This window comes from Winslowiella arboricola, assembly GCF_025527015.1.
GTDB classification, from domain to species: Bacteria; Pseudomonadota; Gammaproteobacteria; order Enterobacterales; family Enterobacteriaceae; genus Erwinia; species Erwinia arboricola.
The window spans coordinates 298,926-319,873 of record NZ_JAODIM010000039.1; the positions used below are offsets into that span (position 1 = coordinate 298,926).

Consider the following 20,948-nt stretch of genomic DNA (forward strand, 5'->3'; position numbering starts at 1 on the left):
CATGGGAACCGCGATTTTTATGGTACTGATGGTTTGCGGCTACTGGTATACCAGCCGTGACCTCTCAACCCGCTTTAAAATCAAACGCAGTTTCGGCTGGGATGTCTACTTCCTCGTGGCGTTATATGGCTGCATCTTTGTGTTACAAGGGGTCTTCGCGACTGGCCTGGTCTGGCTGATCCTGTTAGCAATCTCTGCCAGTTTAAATACGCTGCCGCAGTTAGTGGGTATGCAGCACCATGATTACCAGATGGAGTTTATGAACTGGAGTTTCCTGGGTATTCAGGCGCCGGTGGTGGTGATGCTGTCGTTTGCCATACTATTCTGCCTCTATCGCTCTAACTGGGCGGGCAGCGCACGTCTCAGCAGTAGCGGCCGTCAGAGATTGTATAAACGTCTGACCCGCGCTAACGGCGTCGAAGGAATACTTTATCAGTGTATGGAAGAGGGAGAGCTGGCATGGATTACCCTGAAGTCACGGCGCATCTATATCGGTATGATTCATACCGCCTCGATTGACAGCACTACAGTGAATAATGTGGTGCTCATTCCGATGCTCAGTGGTTACCGTGACAGCAAGTCATTCGAGTTCTGTGTCGAACATAATTACAGTGCCTGGTATGCGGAACATGGTATTACGCTGAATTCGCAGCCGAAATCGGCATTAGCGTTTCGTAAAGTGATTTTGCTCGATCAAATTGAGAGTTTGTCACTGTTCGATGGCGCCAGCGCCAGAGCTTTACGCCTGTCCGACAAAGCAGCGCCAGCCGTGGCTACACCATCCACACCTGGTTGAAGTTGATATGCTTCCAGTGCGCCATATCTTCCGGTGAAATAATGCTGTCGCAGCTGAACCCGTCAGCCAGATCGAGGGGTTCAACCGGCAGCGGCTGCCCGGTTTGCAATGACCAGAACACATGGACTTTAGGGTGCAACAGCGATTTATTCCCCGCCTCAACCACCATCGCCACCCGGCCGGAAGAGAGACGTACCAGCGAGCCTACCGGATAGATCCCTACCGACTTCACAAAGGCGTAGAACATCGCCTTATCAAAATGGCCGCCCCAGTTGGCCATGCGATGCATCGCATCCGCCGGATTCCAGCCATCACGATACGGGCGGTTAGAGGTAACCGCATCGTAGACATCGCATACTGCCGCCATCCGCGCAAAATCACTGATCTGATTGCCTTTCAGGCCATAAGGGTAGCCAGAACCATCCACTTTTTCATGATGATGCAACGCGATATCGATCACCTCATCTGACGCACCGGCTTTAAACAGCATCTCGGCGCCCATCAGCGGATGCCGTTTCATCGCGCTAAACTCTTCGTCGGTCAGTTTGCCGGGCTTATTTAATATTTCCAGCGCCACATGGGCTTTACCTAAATCATGCAGCAGCCCGCCCAGTCCGGCCAGACGTACGCCATGGTCATCCAGCTGCAACCGACGGCCCAGTCCAATCATCAGCGCGCATACCGCGACGGAGTGCAGATAGGTGTAGTCATCATGATCCTTCAGGCGGGCGACATTGATCAGCGCCGAAGGGTGGCGATCAACGGAACCGGTGATCTCCTCAACCAGCGATAGCGTGCTCTGCACATCAACGGTTTTGCCCAGCCGCGCTTCGCCAAACATCGCTTTAATCTGTGAGGTTCCCTGCTGGCAGATACGCTGCGCATGCGCCACTTCACTCAGAAACGAACCGGGTGGCGGCACTGCTGGCGCTGCCGCCGGGTCTGTAACGGCTGCAGCCTGTTTTGGCACCACGCTTTTGGCCATATCGACCCATACCTGGCCGATACCGCATTCGGCTATCGCCGTTATCTGGCGCGAGTCGGTCAGCAGCATGCGGTTCGAAATCAGAGGATGCTTTATCCAAAATACGCCCAGCTTATGGATATACATCCCCAGCTGCAGTTCTTGCGTAGGGATAAGCTTGATCACTCTCTTGCTCCTTTAGCATCCGGGTGAATCATATGGGGATACTATCGGCGGCCGCATAAAGTTTCTTCAGCAGGAAATCAGTAAAATTAGTGTAAAGCCCTGGAGACTGCCGCCTGAAGCGTGGGAAGTGGCTGTTAAATCGCATACTTTTGCCCGATTCCTGCGGGGTTATCCGCTACGCTTGCGCAGATAATCGCAAACAACGCGCGCAAACTTGCTTTACACTCGACTTTTAACGCCAGCGGAGTCTGTTGATGTCTTTAACTCGCCTGTCATCGTTGTCAGCACTACCCGCCGATCAGTGGGACGCGTTACTGCCGGATGACAATCCGTTTCTGCGCCACGCTTTCCTCGTTACGCTGGAGCAGAGTGGTAGCCTGGGCGCGCACAGCGGCTGGCAGCCGGAACATCTGCTTTGGCAGCAGCAGGGAAAACTGCGCGCAGCGATCCCCGGCTACCGTAAAAGTCACTCGCGTGGAGAATACGTTTTCGATCACGCCTGGGCCGATGCCTGCCAGCGTGCGGGTATTGCTTATTACCCAAAATGGCTGGGCGCGATTCCGTTCAGCCCGGTGACCGGCGCACGTCTGTTGGGTGATGCCGAAGCCAGCGCGAAGCTGCTGGAACAGTTGCCGGAATGTCTGCAGCAGCAGGAGCTGTCAGGCGCGCATATCAACTTTACCGATACGCAGGCAAACAGTCTGCTGGCCGTACAACCTGACTGGCTGGAGCGCCACGGCTGCCAGTATCACTGGCATAATCGCGGCTATCGCGATTTTCAGGACTTTCTCGATAGCCTGATGTCGCGTAAACGTAAGCAGCTGCGCAAAGAGCGCGAACAGGTTGCCGCATCCGGGATTGAATTTAGCTGGCTGCAAGGCGCGCAGGTGACGGAAAGCCAGTGGGATTTTGTCTATAGCTGCTACGCCAACACCTATGCGGTACGCGGACAACGCCCCTATCTGACGCGCGAGTTCTTCAGCCTGCTGGCGGAGCGGATGCCGGAAAATATTCGCGTCGTGCTGGCTCTGCTACGCGGACACCCGGTGGCGATGGCCTTTAGCCTGGTCAGCGGCAGCACCTTCTATGGACGCTATTGGGGCGCCATCGCCGAATTTGATCGCCTGCACTTCGAAACCTGCTTTTATCAGGGCATGGATTATGCCATCGCCAACGGCCTAAGTGAGTTTGATGCCGGTGCGCAAGGGGAGCATAAACTGATTCGCGGTTTCGAGCCGCAGCTCACCCACTCATGGCACTATCTGTGCCACCCGGGTCTGCGCGCGGCGGTCGGCGATTTTCTGCAACAGGAACGCGCAGGGGTCAGCGGCTGGATAGATGACGCCCGCGATGCCCTGCCGTACCGTAAAGGGGATTAGTCGATATTGATGCGGGTGGCGAGAACGCCGCCCCTACATAAGTCTATGAATTTTTTTGTAGGGGCGGCGTTTTCGCCGCCCGAAATTTTACAAATCAGTCGATACCGACAAAGCCACCGGTTTGATGCTGCCATAAACGCGCATACAGGCCGTTTTTCGCCAGCAGTTCGCGGTGACTGCCCATTTCGACAATCGCGCCCTTCTCCAGCACCACCAGCCGATCCATTTTCGCAATCGTCGACAGGCGGTGAGCAATGGCGATAACCGTTTTGCCCTGCATCAGCGTTTCCAGACTCTCCTGAATCGCCGCTTCGACTTCCGAATCCAGCGCCGAGGTCGCCTCGTCCATCACCAGGATCGGCGCATCTTTCAGTAATACGCGCGCAATCGCAATACGCTGGCGCTGACCGCCGGAAAGCTTCACGCCGCGTTCACCAACGTGCGCATCCAGCCCGGTACGCCCCTGAGGATCGGAAAGCAGCGGAATAAATTCGTCAGCGCGCGCACGATGGATCGCCGCCAGCAACGCTTCCTCACTGGCTTCTGGTTTGCCATACAATAAGTTATCGCGAATCGAGCGGTGCAGCAGTGAGGTATCCTGAGTAATCATACCAATCTGCGCGCGCAGACTGTGCTGGCTGACCTGCGCGATATCCTGACCGTCAATCAGAATGCGACCACCATTAATGTCATACAGTCGCATCAGCAGATTGACCAGCGTTGATTTACCGGCGCCGGAAGGACCAATCAGGCCAATCTTTTCGCCCGGCTTAATTTGCAGATCCAGCCCATTAATCACCTGGCGACTACCGCCATAGTCAAAGTTCACCCGATCAAAATGAATCGCGCCACTGTGCACCTGCAGCGCCTCAGCTTCTGGCTCATCTGCCACGCTAATCGGCTGCGAGATAGTTTTCAGGCCATCCTGCACCATACCGATATTTTCAAAAATGCCGTTCACTACCCACATAATCCAGCCGGACATATTTACAATGCGGATCACCAGTCCGGTCGCCAGCGCAATCGCGCCGACGCTAATCAGCGATTGCGTCCACAGCCACAACGCCATACCGCTGGTCGCCACAATCAGCAGGCCATTTAGCGTGGAAATAGTCACATCCATACTGGTGGCCATCCGCGTAGCCAGCTGCATTTTCTCGGTCTGTTCCTGCATGGCTTCACGCGCATAGCGCTGCTCAAGATCGGTGTGAGCAAACAGCTTCAATGTGGTGATATTGGTATAACCATCGACGATACAGCCCATCAATTTTGAGCGCGCATCGGATGACTCTACCGAGCGCGCTTTGATGCGCGGCACGAAGTAGCGCATGGCAGTGACATAGCCAACAATCCAGATAATTAATGGCACCATTAAGCGCCAGTCGGCTTGTGCAAACAGCACAAGCGAAGTGACGGCATAGATCAGCACATGCCACAGCGCATCCACCGTCTGCACCGCAGAATCACGCAGCGCGTTACCGGTTTGCATGATGCGTTGCGCGATGCGTCCGGCAAAGTCATTCTGGAAAAAATTCAGGCTCTGCCGCAGCACATAGTTATGATTTTGCCAGCGGATCATACTGGTCATTCCGGGGTTAATGCTCTGATTAACCAGCAGATCGTGCAGGCCAATAAACACCGGGCGCAGGATCAGCGCGACAAACGCCATCCACAGCAGGGTTGGCCAGTGATCGCTAAACAGCGTGGCAGGTGACGAGCTGTTGGCCAGATCGATAATCCGGCTCAGATAACTGAACAGCGCCACCTCAATCAGCGAGCCAACCAGCCCTACCGCCAGCAGTGCGGCAAAGCTGCGCCATACCTGACGCAGGTAGTAAAAATAGAACGGCCAGACCTGGTCTGGCGGGGCCTCGCTCGGGGCATCCTGGAAGATATTGATCAATCTTTCGAAGCGGCGGAACAGCATATACACACTCACTTTCAACGCATTACGAACCACCCAGCTTAGTCCTATTCCCGGCAGGCTTCAGCTTTTAGTGCCGAATAAAAGCACAAATTTCGCCTTTAATGTCTGCGGGGAAAGGGCGAAAAAGTAGCCAGCCAGCAGTAAGCAGGTTATGCTATGTAAGAACATATCTTACATAAAGCGGGAAAATGCTAATGGCCAGAACAATAACTGTTGATCTCGGAGATGAGCTGCGTCGCTTTGTTGAGTCTCTTATTTTCTCCGGTGACTATCACACGCAAAGTGAAGTAATACGTGAATCACTGCGGCTGCTACAAGAAAAGCGAGCTGAGTCCAGTCTGCAAAAAATGCGCATGCTTATCGCTGAAGGAGTAGCCAGTGGAGAGCCTGAGGAATGGAATCGTGCGGCTTTTCTCTTAAGGATGAGAGAGAACAATGATGGTAAAAAGCAAAAAGATTAAGCTGACGCCAAAGGCAGAACAGGATTTAGCGGATATCTGGTATTACGGTATGTCTCATTTTGGTGATGAAGCGGCTGAGCGCTATTTAGACAAAATTGATCATGCCTTTCGCGCTATCGCCCAGCATGAAATTGGCACGGCGCGTCCTGAATTAGCGACGGGTGTCTTTTCTTACCCCCTGGCAAAGCATATGCTCTTCTTCTTTAATGAATCAGATGCGGTGATAATTATTCGCATACTGCATCAAACTCAGGATGCGCTCAGACACCTCAAATGGTTTTGAACGCGCAAATATTCAGGAATTGTTATGGCAAAAAGTTTAGTCATTATGCTGCATGGCGTCGGCAGCAACGGCGACGATTTAGCCGGCCTCGGTAGCCACTGGTCACCCGCGTTGCCCGGCACCGCTTTTGCCTCACCCGATGCGCCTTATCCTTTTCCACATGGGGCGGGTTATCAGTGGTTTAGTCTTGATGGGATTACTGAGCAAAATCGCCCGGCACGTGTGGTGGCCGCGCGTGAAGCCTTTGACCAGCTGCTGCATGACATTCTCGACGCTCATCAGATGAGCGGCCAGCTGGATCGCGTGGTGCTGGTTGGTTTTTCGCAGGGGTCAATCATGGCGCTGGACGCGCTGGTTTCCGGGCGCTGGCCGGTCGCAGGCGTAGTGGCGTTCTCCGGGCGGCTCTCTTCACCGCAGCCCTTTACCCCGGCAACCCACACCCCGGCGTTACTGATCCACGGCCATGCCGACGCGGTGATTCCGTGGGCGGAAAGTGAAGCGGCCGCGCTGCGCTTGATCGCCGCGGGCGTTGAGGTGAAAACCCAGTTTGAACCCGCCACGGGTCATACTATCTCCGGCCAGGGCGCGAGCACCGCCGCGACCTTTATTGCCGGCTGTCTGGCATAACAATATGGGGGCCGGATGCCCCCGCTGCGTTACCCCAGCGCATTGATCAAAGCAAAACCGGCGAACGTCATCAGCAGGGAGCCGATAACGTGGGTCATAATGCTCAGCATCGCCCAGAGGTAGTTACCGCTTTGCAGCAGCAGCATAATTTCTGCCGAGAAACTGGAGAAGGTGGTCATACCGCCGCATAAACCAGTAACAATCAGCAGTTTCCAGATTGGATCAAGCTGTGGGTTTTTCAGGAAATAAGCCAGCGCCATGCCAATAATAAACCCGCCTACCAGATTCACAATCAGCGTGCCCGGCGGCAGATTGGGAAACAGCGCATTGAAACGAACCGAAATTAACCAGCGCAGCACACATCCTAGCGAACCGCCAACGATCACCGCGAGCATCGATTTAACCATAAGTAAAAACCCTTAAATTTCACTGTTGCTTATTGCTCAGGGAAGCTGGAATGCAGGAAACAATACAGAGTGCTGACTTCCTGACATACACCACACTCCCGCGAGGAGGATAAGTATGCCAGGCGTCATCAGCCGCTGAGGAGCCAGCAGGCGGTTGGATAAGGTGGAATGCCATCACCTTGAAGTGAAAATAATATCCCTTTGCAGCGCAGCAGACAATCCATGCGGCTAAAGTTGTGTAAATCCAGTGGCCTGGCGGCCAGTGCGTTTCTCAGAAGCCAATCTCAGCGGTTTTCGCCACATTAACAAAGGGACCTGACAGCAATTTATTGTGATGGGCAATAATTTGTTCTGCGCTCAGCACACCGTTGCTGAAGGTGGTATGGGCATCGCTGGCCAGCACCATCTCAATGCCGAGATCGCGGCCGCCACGACAGGTAGTATCGACGCAATAATCGGTTTGCATCCCCGCTACCGCCAGCCGTTTAATGCCTTTGTCATGCAACAGGCTCAGTAAGGAGGTCTGGAAAAAGCAGCTGGGGCGGGTTTTGGTCAGGTAAATATCATTCTCGTCGCGCTTAAGTTCCGCCGCGATCTGCCACATTTCACTGCCCTGCGCCAGAGGTGTGCCCTCAGGTCCGGTATGCTGGACAAAAATAACTGGCCGTTGTTGCGCGCGGGCAGCGTCGATAAGCTGATTAATATTTTCAAGTACCGACTCGATAGCAAATGGCGCCTGCGCGGCATGCACCAGTCCGTTTTGCATATCAATAATCAGCAGGGCAGAAGCATTTTGGCTCATGATATTCTCCGGTAATACCGTTCGGACGGAGAACGCTAACCCCGTCAGAATCAGCGGGACGATGGGAAGTTTGCTATTTATGCTGCATGCAAACGCGCCACAGTCCGCCAGATGCGGTTGTGGTGGTATGCGTAGTGAGGACGAGCAGAGAAATCAGCATGCTTAAAGCATTGCCTGAAAAGGATAAAATTGCAATCGAAACGAGCAGGGGGAGAGAGCGGTGTTGTTACAGCAAAGTTTGATAACCATCGGTCGATCCCTAACCGCGGTTATCGAGGGTATTTTGCTACTGGTGTACTAAAAATCAGTTCAATGCGCCTGGCGGTACGTGTTTGTAAGTTTCAACGTAAGCGCGGAATACATATTTAAAAAACTTTTTCATCAGACTATCCGGTTCAATTTTTGTTGAATAACGCAAAAAATTATACAATCCGGATGTTTTTCAGGCAAATTTTTTTTGATGTAGATCACATTATTTAGCTAAAGTATGCAAACCATAACTTAAACAAAAGTTAAACAAGACGGGATTGTTAAAAGAAGTTAGCTCAGCAGCCCAAGATGTTCGACCAGAATGCTGCCGCCGATGCCAATCAGCACGACGCCGCCAACCACTTCTGCCCACTTGCCCATCACCGGTCCGATAAAACGTCCCAGCAGAATACCGGAAGCCGCCATTACCGTGGTCGCAGCGCCAATCGTCAACGCCGTTAATACAATATTAACCTGCAGGAAAGCCAGTCCGACCCCCACCGCCATCGCATCAAGGCTGGTGGCAATCGCCGTGGTGGCCAGTAGCAGGAAACCGTGACGCTGTGGCTGCTGTTGTTCTGCCTGTTGCGGGCGGCGGAAACCTTCGACAATCATGCGCGCCCCCAGCACAAACAGCAGCGTGAAAGCCACCCAGTGATCCCACGACATAATAAACTGGCTGGCCGCGAGGCCGATAGCCCAGCCGATTAACGGCGTCAGCGCTTCAATCGTGCCGAAAATCAGGCCGGTACGAATGGCTTCTTTCAGCGTCGGGCGATGCAGTGCGGCGCCTTTACCGACTGCGGCGGCAAAAGCATCCATCGACATAGCAAAAGCGAGAATCAGTGTTGCGTAAAGGCTCATTATTTTTATACCGACTGGCGTATGACGAGAAACAGCATCAGGCTTCGTCAAAAATTGCGCGACATATGCAAAAGAGTGCGCATGCTACCACGCGTTTGTCAGGATAAAAAGACAATAAAATCATGGATTTGAGTATAGCCTCGGCTATACATTTTAACGCTGGCTAACTTGCTGGCGATGAAATCAGCGATTTCCGGCTACGGCTTATACAGCGGTACAGGCGATTTCAATACCTTAACGTGCAAAGGGGTCAGATTGAATATGGCGGCATATTGTCTGACAATACCAACACTCTTTATTTAATAAGCTGAATGCATGAAAAGTACCTTTGAAACCTTTCTGATCCCGATGGGCATCCTGTTGCTCGGTTTTCTCTCTGCGCTGTTGCTACCAGCGCCGTGGTTTGGCATCCAGCTGACCAAATCATTGATGGTAAGCTTTCATCTGCAGGATATCGGCCAGCTGTATACTTTAGTGTTCTGCCTGTGGTTTCTGCTGTTAGGCGCCATTGAGTACTTTGTGATCCGCTTTATTTATCGACGTTACTTTAAAATTTAACCGTCAGAAGGCCCGCATCACCATGCTACGACAGACAAAAACCTGGCTAAAACGCGCAACGATTTTGTTTGTTCTGCTGGCCATCGCACTATTGGCAATCCGAATTACCGTTACCGAACGCGGCCCGGCACTGGCGCTCTGGCATACCTGGGTGCCAGACGAATTCAGTGAAACTGAGATCGATAAAGCAGACTGGGCCAGCTGGATAAGCCACGAAAACCTCGTCTTTGCCGAAGTTAAGGCGAATGTCACCGACAAGCTGAGCGATCAGCAGCCGGAAACCCTCAATCGCTATGCAGCGAAAAGTCCGGTGTACCCGGAAAGTTTCGCGCATAACTGGAACCACTCCTATATCTTGCTGCCGCAGGGCAAACCGCGTGGTGCGGTGGTGTTATTGCATGGTCTGACGGACTCCCCTTACAGCCTGCGCCACTTTGCGCGTAATTATCAGCAGCAGGGCTTTGTCGCGGTCGCGATTCGCCTGCCGGGGCATGGCACCGTACCGGGGGCGCTGACGCGTATTGACTGGGAAGAGTGGATGGCGGCCACACGGCTGGCAGTACGCGAAGCGCGTAAACTTATTCCGGCGGATGCTCCGCTGCATATGATGGGATTTTCCAATGGTGGTGCGCTGGCAATGAAATACGCGCTGGATGCGCTGGATAATCCTCAGTTGCCCGCACCACAGCGGCTGGTATTGATTTCGCCTATGATTGGCGTCAGCGGTTATGCCCGTTATGCCGGACTGGCTGGCTTACCTTCACTGCTACCGGCGTTTGCCCGCACCGCCTGGCTGAGTATTTTGCCGGAGTTTAATCCGTTTAAATATAACTCGTTCCCGGTAAAAGCAGCGCGTCAGTCTTATCTGCTGACCAGGGCGCTGCAGAAAGAGATCATCGATGATTCACACGATAATAAGTTAAGTCGCCTCGCGCCGGTGCTCACTTTCCAGTCCGTCGCTGACGCCACTGTCAGCACCCCCGCGGTGGTCAATGCCTTGTATAACCAGCTGCCGGATAATGGCAGCGAGCTGGTGCTGTTTGACGTTAACCAGTCGATACAGCTGTCACCGATGATCAGCAGCAGTGCGCAGCATGCCAGTGAACATCTGCTGCCCGCCGCACCGCGTCACTACACTACTACCCTGGTTACCAGCAGTTCACCGCTGAACCGTGCGGCCGTCGCCAGACGTACCCCGGCAAACGCCACAGCGACCGAAGTGCAGCCGTTAGGAATCGATTATCCGGCGGATATCTATTCACTGTCACATGTCGCTTTGCCGTTTCCGTTTAGTGACTCGCTGTATGGCCGCACGCCGGAAAAACCGAATGAGTATGGCGTCAGTCTCGGCAGCTTAACGCCGCGTGGCGAACGCTCAGTGCTGATAGTCAGCCTCGATATGCTGATGCGCATCTCGTCCAACCCGTTTTATCCGTGGATGTTGCAGCGGGTTAATCAAACCCTTAATTAATCGCAGGTATGTGCATCCACTAACTGGCGTAACTTGCGGGCATAGTGCGCAAAACCTTCGCGCGGCATATTGGTTGCGCCTAATACCAGTCCGTACTGGCGCAGTTCATCACGCTGATACCACGCCGATAATGGCGATGGCGCCATCCCCCATGCCAGCGCTTCACGGGCAATCGCCCGATCGGCGGTTCCCGGCGGCAGCACCACCACCACCGACAGCGCGCCGCGTCGCAGATCGGGAAACAGGGGAGCCAGCGCCTGGGTCATTTTTTCCAGACGATCGGCGTAGATACGCTTCATACGCCGCAGATGGCGTAAAAAATGCCCGTCACGCAGAAATTCCGCTACCGCATTATGCAGTACGAACGAGGAGGCCGGCGCCACCACGGCAGCGATATCGGCAAAACGCGCGGCCTGCGCCGCTGGCACCACTACAAAGCCAAGACGTAACGAAGGACTGAGGGTTTTGCTGAAAGTACCGATATGCATTACCCGCCCGTCAGTATCGAGCGATGCCAGTGCCGGCGCGGCGCGACTGCCCAGTTGTAATTCACCCAGATAATCATCTTCGACAATCCAGCGATCGTTCTCTGCTGCCCATTTCAGCAATTCACTGCGGCGCGCCAGCGACAATGTCATCCCCAGCGGCGCCTGCTGACCCGCCGTCACCAGCGCAAAACTTGCCTGTGGAGCGCAGGCAATACCTTCGCTGACCCTAATGCCCTGCTCATCCACGCTCACCGCCACCGGTTCAATCCCCACCAGTCCGAGCGCTTTACACGCCAGCAGATAGCCCGGCTCTTCAATCCACGCCGGCGTACCACGGAAATTCATCGCCAGACAGATCAGCCCTAAGGCTCCGGCATAACCATTGGTGATAATGATCTGTTCCGCCTGACAATTAACGCCACGCGCCATCGCCAGATAAGCCACCAGCTCCTGGCGCAGCGCCAGACTACCGCGCGGATCAGGGTAACTGAGCGGCCGACTGACCATGGTACGCGCGTGCCGCTGCACAATGCGGGACCAGACCTTAACCGGGAAAGCATCATCAGCCGGTATCCCCATCTGAAAAGTCAGCGGCGGTGCGTCAAAGTCATAGGCGATATCAGATGACGGAATGATTACCGCGTAGCTGTCCGTCAGGTTGACCGCTATCGGCGGATATTGCGCAACAAAAGTGCCGGCGGCGCCTTTCGCGACCAGCAGCTGGCTATCGGCCAGCATATCGTAAGCGGCACGCACCGTACCGCGCGCGACACCAAGCTGTACCGCCAGATCGCGACAGGAGGGCATTCTCGCGCCGGGTTTCAACCGCCCTTCGCGAATCGCCTGGGTAATTTCACTGCGAATCTGTTCGGTTAATCCACTCCGCGCCTCGCGATTGAGGGTCAGACTGAATGGACCACTGTTTTTATCAATTCCTGGCACTTTTGCTATTCCATCACGGAGAAGAGAATACTCACAGGCTATCTCAACATTGATTATGGCAGGAGAAAGAAAATGAGCGAACGTATTGATTTTTCTAAGGTTGCCCCTGCGGGTATGAAAGCCCTCGGCGGTGTTTATAGTTATGTCTCGCAAAGCGGTTTGCCACACGAACTGGTCGAGCTGGTTTTTCTGCGCGTATCACAAATCAACGGCTGCGCTTACTGTATCGATATGCACACTAAAGCGCTGCACACTGCGGGCCTTGGCTGGGAAAAAATCGTGCTCACTCAGGTCTGGCATGAGTCGGGCACGCTGTTTAGCGCCAGAGAAAAAGCCGCGCTGGCGTGGGCGGAAAATCTGACGCTGATCGCCGAAAAAGGCGCGCCAGACAGCTTGTTTGATACCGTTGCCAATCAGTTCAGCGAAAAAGAGATCACTGACCTGACCATTACCATTGGTCTGATGAATACGTATAACCGCCTGGCAATCAGTTCAGGTAAATTGCCGGACAGCGCGCCGCGCGACTAATGGTTATCAGTACCGATCTGCATCAACTGCTTAGCCATCCTTTCCGGCTAAGCAGTTTTGTCATCCATACCACGACAAAACCGCTACGTACTGCGCAAATTGCGCCCCCCCGCCCCCACCCGCCTTTCCCACAGCAAAAACGTTGCTAATTACTGAACAGACTTTGTTAATTTTGTTAATAACGGGCCAAATGTAGTTGTCGGACTGATCGCTTCAGCAGACAATAAAGTCCACAGCCTTTTTAATCCTTAAACAAAATGTTCAAATTATCGACTGAAATGTTATATTTGCAGTCGTATGCATAACATTTTGTTAACCTGCATCATCAGAAATATTGATTTTAAGTGAGTACCCTCTTTATCGTTATGGCAATAGATTAACCGCTCGTTCAGAAGCAGGAGCTATTCCACCAGAAAAAATGTTGAGATATCAACAGTCGGAGATGTCGCATTATGCGTAAGCCAGCAGAGGAAAAGAGCGTCGACGTACTACTGATCGGCGTGGGTGTGATGAGTGCCACCCTCGGTACTTACCTGCATGAACTGGAACCGAATTGGTCCATTGAGATGGTCGAACGTCTTGATGGCTTAGCACAAGAGAGCTCGAACGGCTGGAATAACGCCGGAACCGGCCACTCAGCGCTGGCTGAGATGAACTACACCCCGGAAAATGAACAGGGGGGGATTGATATCGCTAAGGCGGTAGAGATTAACGAATCCTTCCAGGTTTCCCGTCAGTTCTGGGCTTATCAGGTGCAGAAAGGCGTGCTGCACAATCCGCGCAGCTTTATTAACAGCACCCCGCATATGAGCTTTGTCTGGGGTGATGACAACGTCAACTACCTGCGCAAACGCTATCAGGCGCTGCAACAAAGCACGCTGTTCCGCGGCATGGAATACTCGGAAGATAAACAGCAGATTGAGCAGTGGATCCCGCTGGTGATGGAAGGGCGTGATCCTGAGCAGAAAGTGGCGGCGACCCGTATTCCAATTGGCACCGATGTTAACTTTGGTGAAATCACCCGCCAGCTGGTGGCATCGCTATGCAAAAGCGACAGGTTCAATCTGCAAACCGGTCAGGAAGTGCGCCATATTCAGCGCAATGATGACGGCAGCTGGAATGTCACTCTGGCTGACCTGAAACATGGCGGCGCGGAACAAGTGGTGAAGGCGAAGTTTGTCTTTATCGGTGCCGGTGGCGCGGCATTGCCGCTGTTGCAGAAATCCGGGATCCCGGAAGCGAGAAACTACGCCGGCTTCCCGGTGGGCGGCGAATTCCTTGTCAGCGACAATCAGGAACTGGTGAAGCGCCATCAGGCAAAAGTGTACGGTAAAGCTTCGGTTGGCGCACCGCCGATGTCCGTTCCGCATCTGGATACCCGTGTGCTGGATGGCAAGCAGGTACTGCTGTTTGGACCTTTCGCCACCTTTTCCACCAAGTATCTGAAAAACGGCTCACTGTGGGATATGTTTGGTTCGATCACCACCTCTAACGTGATGCCAATGATGCACGTGGGTCTGAAGAATTTTGATCTGGTTAAATACCTGGTCGGCCAGGTGATGCTGTCGGACGACGATCGTCACGCCGCATTGCAGGAGTACTTCCCGGAAGCGAAGCAGGAAGACTGGCATTTAGTGATTGCCGGGCAACGTGTGCAGATTATTCAGAAAGATGCCGAGAAGGGCGGCGTGCTGCGTCTGGGTACCGAAGTGGTCACGTCGCAGGATGGTACGATCTCCGCACTGCTGGGCGCTTCACCTGGCGCATCCACTGCGGCGCCGATTATGCTGGAGCTGATGAAAAAAGTGTTTAAACAGCAGATCGCCACGCCAGAGTGGCAGGCGAAGCTGAAGGAGATTATCCCTTCTTACGGCCAGAAACTAAATGGCAATGTGGCGGCGACAGAAAAAGCGCTGGCGGATACCAGCCGTATTCTGCAGCTGGATTACATACCGATGACCGTCGCGGCAAATGATGACGCGCGCGCCAGCAGAGCTAAGGCAGCTTCTGCTGAGGCGGCTGCGACCTGCTAGTGTCTGAGATAACGGCGACAGATTTTGCCGCCGTTATCCCTGCAAAAAATTATCAGGTAAAAAGTATTATTTTTGATGCAGTAACTCACGCATCATTGCTTCTCGTAAGATCGCATTTAACCGTGTCTGATAGCCCTTACCCGGCGCCTTCAGCCATGCCAGCACATCAGCATCAATTCTGACTGAGGCATGAGCTTTTACCGGGCGATAGAACTGCCCACTGACTGCGCCTTTCCACAAAGCCTCATCAAGAGGTGGAATATCGCTGTAATCGATCTCGCTATCAGGCTTACTGGCCAGAACGTTAAGTTCCGACTCGCGTTTTGCACTCAGAGATGGCAGTTCATTGCGTTTATATCTAACCTTGCTCATAACGTTTCCTCTCTTTTCTGTCGGCCCTTCGTGCACTGATAATACGAATAATCTCTGTACCGTCCTCAAATCTTGTGGTGTGAGCCACCACCATCAGCATCAATCCTTGTACCATTCCTATGGTCTGCCACCGATACTCTCCATGTTCAATACGATCCTGTATTGACAGATGGAAGGGGTCATCAAAAACGAATACTGCCTCTTCAAAACGAAGTCCATGCTTAAGGTGATTTATTTCCGCTTTAACTGAATCCCATTCAAATTCCATAGCTCCGCCAACTCCATAGCTCAGCCAATTTCAATGCAAAATTGTATATACAATAAAGTATATACCAAATAAAAATCAGCCGCAATCTCCGCCCCGACTACACATACCCCAGCAGTTTAAACCACAGATAATCCAGTGGCAGCAGCACCAGCGCACTGACCAGCGCCACCAGCAGACAGAGCTTTAAGCCATCGCGGGCGGGCACATTGCCTAATCCCATTGCCACCACTATCGGCGATGCCTGATAAGGTAACAGCGGCGTGGCATAGGCAAACACCTGGATCATCACTACCGTCAGCAGCGAGAAGCCCGAGGCTTCGGCAAAACTCTGCGCCATCGGTGTAAACATCGCCGGTACGCCATTCGCCGTGACAACAAAATTTAGCGCGGTGGTCACCGCATTGAGCGAAAGGAAACTGAGGAACGGACGGTCATCATGCAGCGGAGTGATCGCCAGCAGCGCGCTGGCAATACGATTGCCAAGGTTTGATTCCACCACCACCGCCGTCACCCCGAGAATCGCTGCGACATAGATACAGGTGCGGAAATTAACCCCTTTACCAAATGCCTCGCTGGAGAGGAAGCCGATGCGCGGCAGCAGGCAGTAACAGGCGGCAGTCAGGCCGATCCAGGCCGGAGAGATACCGTGCAGGCTATCGGTCATCCACAGTAATAGCGTCAGCAACAGCACCGCTATCAGTCGCCGCTCTTCGCCACTTAGCGGCGGCATGTTTTGCTGTTCAGTAATGCGTGACGGCATCGCCGGAAACAGTTTGCAGATACAGAGCGTCAGCAGTGCCCCTTTCAGCAATCCCACCACGGGCGTATGCAGGAACATCCATGGCATATAGCCAGGGTGCAGGCCAAAGGAGTTTTCCGCCGCGCCAGTCAGCACCAGGTTTGGCACATTAGCCGGTAAGATACTGGCTGATAGCTGGAAAGTACCAAACCCCACCGCCAGCGCAAGGCCAATCCAGCCACGACTTCCCTCATTAAGTCCGGCCTGTTTTGCCAGCGCGCCAACGATCGGCATCAGCAACGCAATACGGCCCATATTTGATGGCATCACAAACGCCAGCAGATAGCTGATCACAATCACGCCACCCACCATGCGTGGCCATGATGCGGTTAACGGCGCGGCCAGACTGCGCGCCAGCCGATCGGCAAGCCCGACTTTACGGATCGCCAGCCCCAGCACAAAACCGCTTAATACCAGCCAGAAAGCAGATGAGGCGAAACCACTAAAGACTGTTGCCGCCGGGGCGATATGCAGCAACATCGCGGCAGCAAAAAACAGTAAGGCGGTAATAAATTCCGGTAGCAGCGCCGTGGCCCATAGCAGAATAGTGACAGTCACCACCAGCGCCGTTAGCCATATTTCTGGGGAGAGAGAGGTCAAAACAGCAGGCTCCTTTGCATAATCGGGCAGCGAGAACGCCGCTCCTACAATGAATAGCCCTGCAATAATGCTCCCTATCCCGTTATTACGCCATCTTCACCGCCTCAATAAACATCCACAGCGTGGTTATCACCAGCGAAATAGCCATCACGCCATTAAACAGTTTCAACTTCCACGGCACCTGCAGATGATGACGTAACCGGTCGCCCATCACCGCCCAGATCAGGATGCACGGCAGGTTCATCACCATAAAACCCAGCATTACCGCCAGCACACCACTGCTCGCGCTATACAGCAGCGCCACATTGGTTGCCATCAGCCAGGCTTTGGGATTGACCGCCTGAAACAGCGCGCCGCCGACCAGCGTCATCGGCCGCGCGTTTTCACGCATCTCCGGCGCCGAGGAGCGGAACAGTTTCCATGACAGCCACAGCAGATAGCCACAACCGAGCACGGTTAATGGCAGGCGGATCTGGCTCATCCAGTGCAGCAACACCTCCAGCATCACCCCCGCCAGCGCCGTTTGCAGCGCGCAGCCGACTAAAATGCCAAACACCATCGGTAGTGTGCGACGCAGACCGAAATTTACCCCGGAGGTGGCCAGCAGCAGATTATTCGGGCCGGGCGTAATCGACATTACGGTGACATAGCTGAAGAAGGATGGATCGAGCATGGTGCGTACCTGCGAAGTTGTTATCAGAGCACCAGTGTAAGAAATGCTTAGCGATGGTAACAGATACACAAAACGACTATTGTATTGAGTACAATCAGGTGAATATTGAAATTGTACCTGTCTGCTCAGGAGGCAATTGTGTCCATTATCGAACCGCAGGAAACCACGCTTTACCATCAACTGGCGGAGACCTTTGCTGCGGCGATTCATCATGGCACCTTGCCGCCGGGCAGCCGCTTACCGGCGATTCGTCGTGTCGCTGGCTCCCATCAGGTTAGCGTCAATACGGTGCTCAATGCCTGGCGTATTCTCGAAGATCGCGGCCTGATCGAAGCGCGGCCACAGTCTGGCTATTATGTGCGCGGCGTGCTGCCGTCAGTAATTAAAGCCAGTAAACATCAGGCGCAGGTCTCCTCGCCGAGCAGTGAAAAGCTCGATCTGATCGCCACCGTTTTTGCCGCGCAAAACCATCCTGACTACATCAATATTTCACTGGCCTGCCCGCAGAACAGCGATTTCTATCCGGCGGCCAAACTCAGCCGGATTATCGCTTCCCTGCTGCGCCGTCATCCGGAGATGATTGGTCGCTATGCCCTGCCACCGGGTAGCCAGCGCCTGCGCCGGGAAGTGGCCCGACGCGCGATGGATTCCGGTATGGCGCTGGTCGCCGGGGATATCACCCTGACCCATGGCTGCATGGAGGCGCTGCAACTGGCGCTGCGCGCGGTGACGAAACCCGGTGATTGTGTCGGGCTGGAAACCCCGACCTATTTTTATCTGTTCCCGCTGCTGGCCAGTCTGGGACTGAAATCAATCGAGATCCCCACCGACCCACAACGTGGATTATCGCTGGACGCGCTGGAAATGCTGTTAAGTGAAAAACGCATCAATGCGCTGATTGCCATGCCTAATGTGCAGAATCCACTGGGCTGCAGTATGGCGCTGGAAGATAAAAAGCGTCTGGCCCAGCTGATGACCCGCTATCAAACGCCGCTGATTGAGGACGGTTTATACGGTGAGTTACAGTTCTGCTGGCCGCTGGCGCCAGCGGTAAAAGCCTTTGACCGTGATGGCTGGGTGATTTACTGCTCCAGTTTTACCAAAACCCTGGCGCCGGATTTTCGCGTCGGCTGGATTGCCGCCGGTCGTTTTAACCATCAGATCGCCCATCTGAAAGCGGTGTCATCGATGTCGGAATCGGTGCTGCTTTCAGAAACCCTCGGTCAGTTTCTGGAATCGGGTGGCTACGATCACCATCTGCGTACCCTGCGTCGCCGCTATACCCGGCAGATGGATGAGGCGCGCGGCTTAATCGCCCGTTATTTCCCGGAGGGAACGCGCGCCACCCTGCCACAGGGCGGCTTTGTTTTTTGGGTTGAGCTGCCGGGAAATGTCGACAGCGTTGAGCTGTTTCATCGTCTGTTACAGGAGAAGATTTGCGTTACGCCCGGCGCGCTCTACACCCTGAGTGAACGCTGTAACCACGCGCTACGCCTCTCCTGCTGTTATCCGTTTGACGAACGTTATACCTATGCGCTGAAACGCGCGGGCGCGCTGGCCTGCGAAATGAGCGGCCTGCCACCCGGCATCAGTTAACCCTCAGGGCGTGCCGTTGCGTCCCCAGGTGGCGTAACCGCTACGCTCGGTCAGGCGCTCATAATAAGCACGCACCGCGGGCAGATTCGGATGATCCAGCGGCGTTTCATACCAGCGATTAACCGACAGCCCAATCGGGATATCGGCCAGCGTGAAGTTATTGCCGGCAACATAGCGGCCGTTTTTTTCCAGCTGGCGGTTAAGAATGCCCATAGTATGCGACCAGCCTTTACAGGCAGCGGCAAGCAGGCGTGGATCCTGATGCGCTGGCGAGTTACGCACCAGTGACATAAACGCGTAACGCCACGAGGTGTTCAGCTCAGTGGATTGCCAGTCAATCCACTGATCAACCGGCGCACGGGCGCGGGGGTTATCCGGGTAGAGCCACTCGCCGCCGTAAGCGTTCGCCAGATAGCGAATAATGGCGTTCGACTCCCACATCACAAAGTCGCCCTCCTGAATCACCGGAATCATCGCATTGGGGTTGAGCGCTAAAAATTCCGCCTGATGGGTGGATTTAAACCCTTCACCCCACTCTTCGCGGCGAAAAGCGATATCCAGTTCATCACATAACCACAAAACTTTTCGCACATTAATCGAGGATGCTCTTCCCAGAATTTTCAGCATAATTCCGCCACTTTTCTTCAGCTATATAACTCTCATTCATAAACTCATTAGTTGACGATGGCAAACTAATCGCAGTAGTAATAGTCCCACTCCCCTGGCTGATAACGAGAATTCTGTGACACAACTCATCCCCTTTAAGCAGGTCGACGTTTTTACCCGTTCCCCTTTTAAGGGTAATCCGCTGGCGGTGATTATGCAGGCCGATGGTTTAAGCGATCAGCAGATGGCGGCTGTCGCCCGCTGGACTAACCTGTCGGAGACCACCTTTGTCCTGCCAGCCACCGAGGCCGGCGCCGATTATCATGTACGTATTTTTACCCCGGATAGCGAACTGCCGTTTGCCGGGCATCCGACGCTGGGTACCGCCCATGCCTTACTCGAAGCGGGTATTACGCTCAAAACACCGGGTAAAATCGTGCAACAGTGCGGCGTCGGTCTGGTGACGGTACATATCGGCACGGATGGCAGCCTGGCTTTTGCGGCGCCGCCAGCCACTCTGACGTCTTATGATGATGCGCTGCTCAGCACGGCGTTAAACAGCGATGCTTTCGATACGCAGCAGCCGGTGATGGTGGCGGATATGGGCATTCGCTGGCTGCTGGTGCCGATGATCTCAGCAGAAGCGGTACTGGCGATTAAACCGAATGTGGTGGATTTCGCGCGACTCCAGCAGCACGCCAAAGTGAATGGCGTGGCGCCATTTGGCCCGCTCAGCGGTGCGGATGAACAGCTGGAGGTACGCGGTTTATTTATCGAAAATGGCTCATTGACCGAAGATCCGGTAACCGGCAGCGCTAACGCCTGTGTTGCGCGCTATCGTCTGGCACAGGGTAAGACAGAAGATTACCGCGTGCGTCAGGGCACCGCCATGCAGCGTCGTGGGCGTTTGCAGGTCAGCTTCCGCGCTGATGGCATCTGGATTGGCGGCCAGACGGTGACGGTGATTGACGGTACTATTCGGCTGTAATGTCTGCGGGCGGCGAGAACGCCGCCCCTGCATCACACAGGCACAGGGACGGCGTTCTCGCTGCCCCTGTCAATGATTTGC

23 protein-coding genes and 1 riboswitch are annotated in these 20,948 nt (G+C 54.1%); of the genes, 11 read left to right on the forward strand and 12 right to left on the reverse strand.

The window, feature by feature from the left end:
• Position 1: 1 nt before the first annotated feature.
• Entirely contained in the window at positions 2 to 796 is a 795-nt protein-coding gene (locus N5923_RS09355) for a hypothetical protein (RefSeq protein ID WP_267143104.1), read from the forward strand.
• Here the strand turns inward: N5923_RS09355 and N5923_RS09360 are convergent.
• Positions 774 to 1,946 (reverse strand): HD-GYP domain-containing protein, encoded by a 1,173-nt coding sequence (locus N5923_RS09360; protein WP_267143105.1) that lies wholly within the window; start codon positions 1,944 to 1,946, stop codon positions 774 to 776. The two genes, N5923_RS09355 and N5923_RS09360, sit on opposite strands and share 23 nt — an antisense overlap.
• A 254-nt stretch (positions 1,947 to 2,200) precedes the next feature.
• Between N5923_RS09360 and N5923_RS09365 the strand changes: the two genes are divergently transcribed.
• Positions 2,201 to 3,325, forward strand: coding sequence for a GNAT family N-acetyltransferase (locus N5923_RS09365; protein ID WP_267143106.1), 1,125 nt, complete (start codon positions 2,201 to 2,203; stop codon positions 3,323 to 3,325).
• A gap of 94 nt (positions 3,326 to 3,419) precedes the next feature.
• Here the strand turns inward: N5923_RS09365 and N5923_RS09370 are convergent, their stop codons facing one another.
• The gene (locus N5923_RS09370; protein ID WP_267143188.1) at positions 3,420 to 5,252 is read right to left on the reverse strand and encodes an ABC transporter ATP-binding protein; all 1,833 of its coding nucleotides are present in this window, start codon (positions 5,250 to 5,252) and stop codon (positions 3,420 to 3,422) included.
• Positions 5,253 to 5,446: 194 nt separating this feature from the next.
• Here N5923_RS09370 and N5923_RS09375 point away from each other — a divergent pair, with 194 nt between their 5' ends.
• The 3 genes from N5923_RS09375 to N5923_RS09385 are packed head-to-tail and all read left to right on the forward strand — an operon-like array spanning position 5,447 to position 6,623.
• A complete protein-coding gene (locus N5923_RS09375; RefSeq protein WP_267143107.1) occupies positions 5,447 to 5,713 on the forward strand; it encodes a type II toxin-antitoxin system ParD family antitoxin in 267 nt (88 codons plus the stop codon).
• Positions 5,688 to 5,996, forward strand: a complete 309-nt coding sequence (locus tag N5923_RS09380) for a type II toxin-antitoxin system RelE/ParE family toxin (RefSeq protein WP_267143108.1) — start codon at positions 5,688 to 5,690, stop codon at positions 5,994 to 5,996. The genes N5923_RS09375 and N5923_RS09380 overlap by 26 nt, the downstream gene beginning before the upstream one ends.
• Positions 5,997 to 6,020: 24 nt before the next feature.
• Positions 6,021 to 6,623: an alpha/beta hydrolase gene (locus N5923_RS09385; RefSeq protein ID WP_267143109.1), complete on the forward strand. Its 603-nt coding sequence runs from the start codon at positions 6,021 to 6,023 to the stop codon at positions 6,621 to 6,623.
• Between the two features lie 29 nt (positions 6,624 to 6,652).
• Here N5923_RS09385 and crcB read toward each other — a convergent pair whose 3' ends face one another.
• From crcB to mntP, 4 genes are all read right to left on the reverse strand, one after another.
• On the reverse strand, positions 6,653 to 7,030 hold the full coding sequence (gene crcB / locus N5923_RS09390; RefSeq protein WP_267143110.1) for a fluoride efflux transporter CrcB: 378 nt from the start codon (positions 7,028 to 7,030) through the stop codon (positions 6,653 to 6,655).
• Positions 7,031 to 7,142: 112 nt separating this feature from the next.
• A riboswitch (Fluoride riboswitch) is annotated at positions 7,143 to 7,218 on the reverse strand.
• A gap of 83 nt (positions 7,219 to 7,301) precedes the next feature.
• Entirely contained in the window at positions 7,302 to 7,832 is a 531-nt protein-coding gene (locus N5923_RS09395) for a cysteine hydrolase family protein (RefSeq protein ID WP_267143111.1), read from the reverse strand.
• Positions 7,833 to 8,136: 304 nt separating this feature from the next.
• Positions 8,137 to 8,214 (reverse strand): stress response protein AzuC, encoded by a 78-nt coding sequence (gene azuC / locus N5923_RS24780; RefSeq protein ID WP_407704426.1) that lies wholly within the window; start codon positions 8,212 to 8,214, stop codon positions 8,137 to 8,139.
• Positions 8,215 to 8,372: 158 nt separating this feature from the next.
• A complete protein-coding gene (gene mntP / locus N5923_RS09400; protein WP_267143112.1) occupies positions 8,373 to 8,945 on the reverse strand; it encodes a manganese efflux pump MntP in 573 nt (190 codons plus the stop codon).
• Between the two features lie 315 nt (positions 8,946 to 9,260).
• Here mntP and N5923_RS09405 point away from each other — a divergent pair, with 315 nt between their 5' ends.
• Positions 9,261 to 9,503: a DUF1158 family protein gene (locus N5923_RS09405; protein WP_267143113.1), complete on the forward strand. Its 243-nt coding sequence runs from the start codon at positions 9,261 to 9,263 to the stop codon at positions 9,501 to 9,503.
• 22 nt (positions 9,504 to 9,525) lie between these two features.
• Complete coding sequence (locus N5923_RS09410; protein WP_267143114.1) at positions 9,526 to 10,974, forward strand: alpha/beta hydrolase; 1,449 nt, start codon at positions 9,526 to 9,528, stop codon at positions 10,972 to 10,974.
• Here the strand turns inward: N5923_RS09410 and pdxR are convergent.
• On the reverse strand, positions 10,971 to 12,404 hold the full coding sequence (pdxR, locus tag N5923_RS09415) for a MocR-like pyridoxine biosynthesis transcription factor PdxR (protein WP_267143115.1): 1,434 nt from the start codon (positions 12,402 to 12,404) through the stop codon (positions 10,971 to 10,973). The genes N5923_RS09410 and pdxR overlap by 4 nt on opposite strands.
• A 72-nt stretch (positions 12,405 to 12,476) precedes the next feature.
• Here pdxR and N5923_RS09420 point away from each other — a divergent pair, with 72 nt between their 5' ends.
• Together N5923_RS09420 and mqo are read left to right on the forward strand one after the other, a co-directional pair.
• Positions 12,477 to 12,932, forward strand: a complete 456-nt coding sequence (locus N5923_RS09420; protein WP_267143116.1) for a carboxymuconolactone decarboxylase family protein — start codon at positions 12,477 to 12,479, stop codon at positions 12,930 to 12,932.
• 452 nt (positions 12,933 to 13,384) lie between these two features.
• Entirely contained in the window at positions 13,385 to 14,965 is a 1,581-nt protein-coding gene (gene mqo, locus N5923_RS09425) for a malate dehydrogenase (quinone) (RefSeq protein WP_267143117.1), read from the forward strand.
• Between the two features lie 66 nt (positions 14,966 to 15,031).
• On the opposite strand, the gene N5923_RS09430 is transcribed toward mqo, so the two are convergent.
• From N5923_RS09430 to N5923_RS09445, 4 genes are all read right to left on the reverse strand, one after another.
• A complete protein-coding gene (locus N5923_RS09430; protein ID WP_267143118.1) occupies positions 15,032 to 15,337 on the reverse strand; it encodes a BrnA antitoxin family protein in 306 nt (101 codons plus the stop codon).
• A complete protein-coding gene (locus N5923_RS09435; RefSeq protein WP_267143119.1) occupies positions 15,324 to 15,605 on the reverse strand; it encodes a BrnT family toxin in 282 nt (93 codons plus the stop codon). Before N5923_RS09435 ends, N5923_RS09430 begins: the two co-directional genes overlap by 14 nt.
• 97 nt (positions 15,606 to 15,702) lie before the next feature.
• Entirely contained in the window at positions 15,703 to 17,004 is a 1,302-nt protein-coding gene (locus N5923_RS09440) for an SLC13 family permease (protein WP_267143120.1), read from the reverse strand.
• Between the two features lie 85 nt (positions 17,005 to 17,089).
• Positions 17,090 to 17,677 carry a LysE family translocator gene (locus N5923_RS09445; RefSeq protein ID WP_267143121.1) on the reverse strand — a complete coding sequence of 196 codons (588 nt, stop codon included), beginning with the start codon at positions 17,675 to 17,677 and terminating at the stop codon, positions 17,090 to 17,092.
• A gap of 138 nt (positions 17,678 to 17,815) precedes the next feature.
• On the opposite strand from N5923_RS09445, the gene N5923_RS09450 reads away from it, so the two are divergent.
• The gene (locus tag N5923_RS09450; protein WP_323372728.1) at positions 17,816 to 19,273 is read left to right on the forward strand and encodes an aminotransferase-like domain-containing protein; all 1,458 of its coding nucleotides are present in this window, start codon (positions 17,816 to 17,818) and stop codon (positions 19,271 to 19,273) included.
• Positions 19,274 to 19,276: 3 nt separating this feature from the next.
• Here N5923_RS09450 and N5923_RS09455 read toward each other — a convergent pair whose 3' ends face one another.
• The gene (locus N5923_RS09455) at positions 19,277 to 19,900 is read right to left on the reverse strand and encodes a glutathione S-transferase family protein (RefSeq protein WP_267143122.1); all 624 of its coding nucleotides are present in this window, start codon (positions 19,898 to 19,900) and stop codon (positions 19,277 to 19,279) included.
• A 115-nt stretch (positions 19,901 to 20,015) separates the two neighbouring features.
• Here N5923_RS09455 and N5923_RS09460 point away from each other — a divergent pair, with 115 nt between their 5' ends.
• Positions 20,016 to 20,867: a PhzF family phenazine biosynthesis protein gene (locus N5923_RS09460; RefSeq protein ID WP_267143123.1), complete on the forward strand. Its 852-nt coding sequence runs from the start codon at positions 20,016 to 20,018 to the stop codon at positions 20,865 to 20,867.
• Positions 20,868 to 20,948 lie beyond the last annotated feature (81 nt).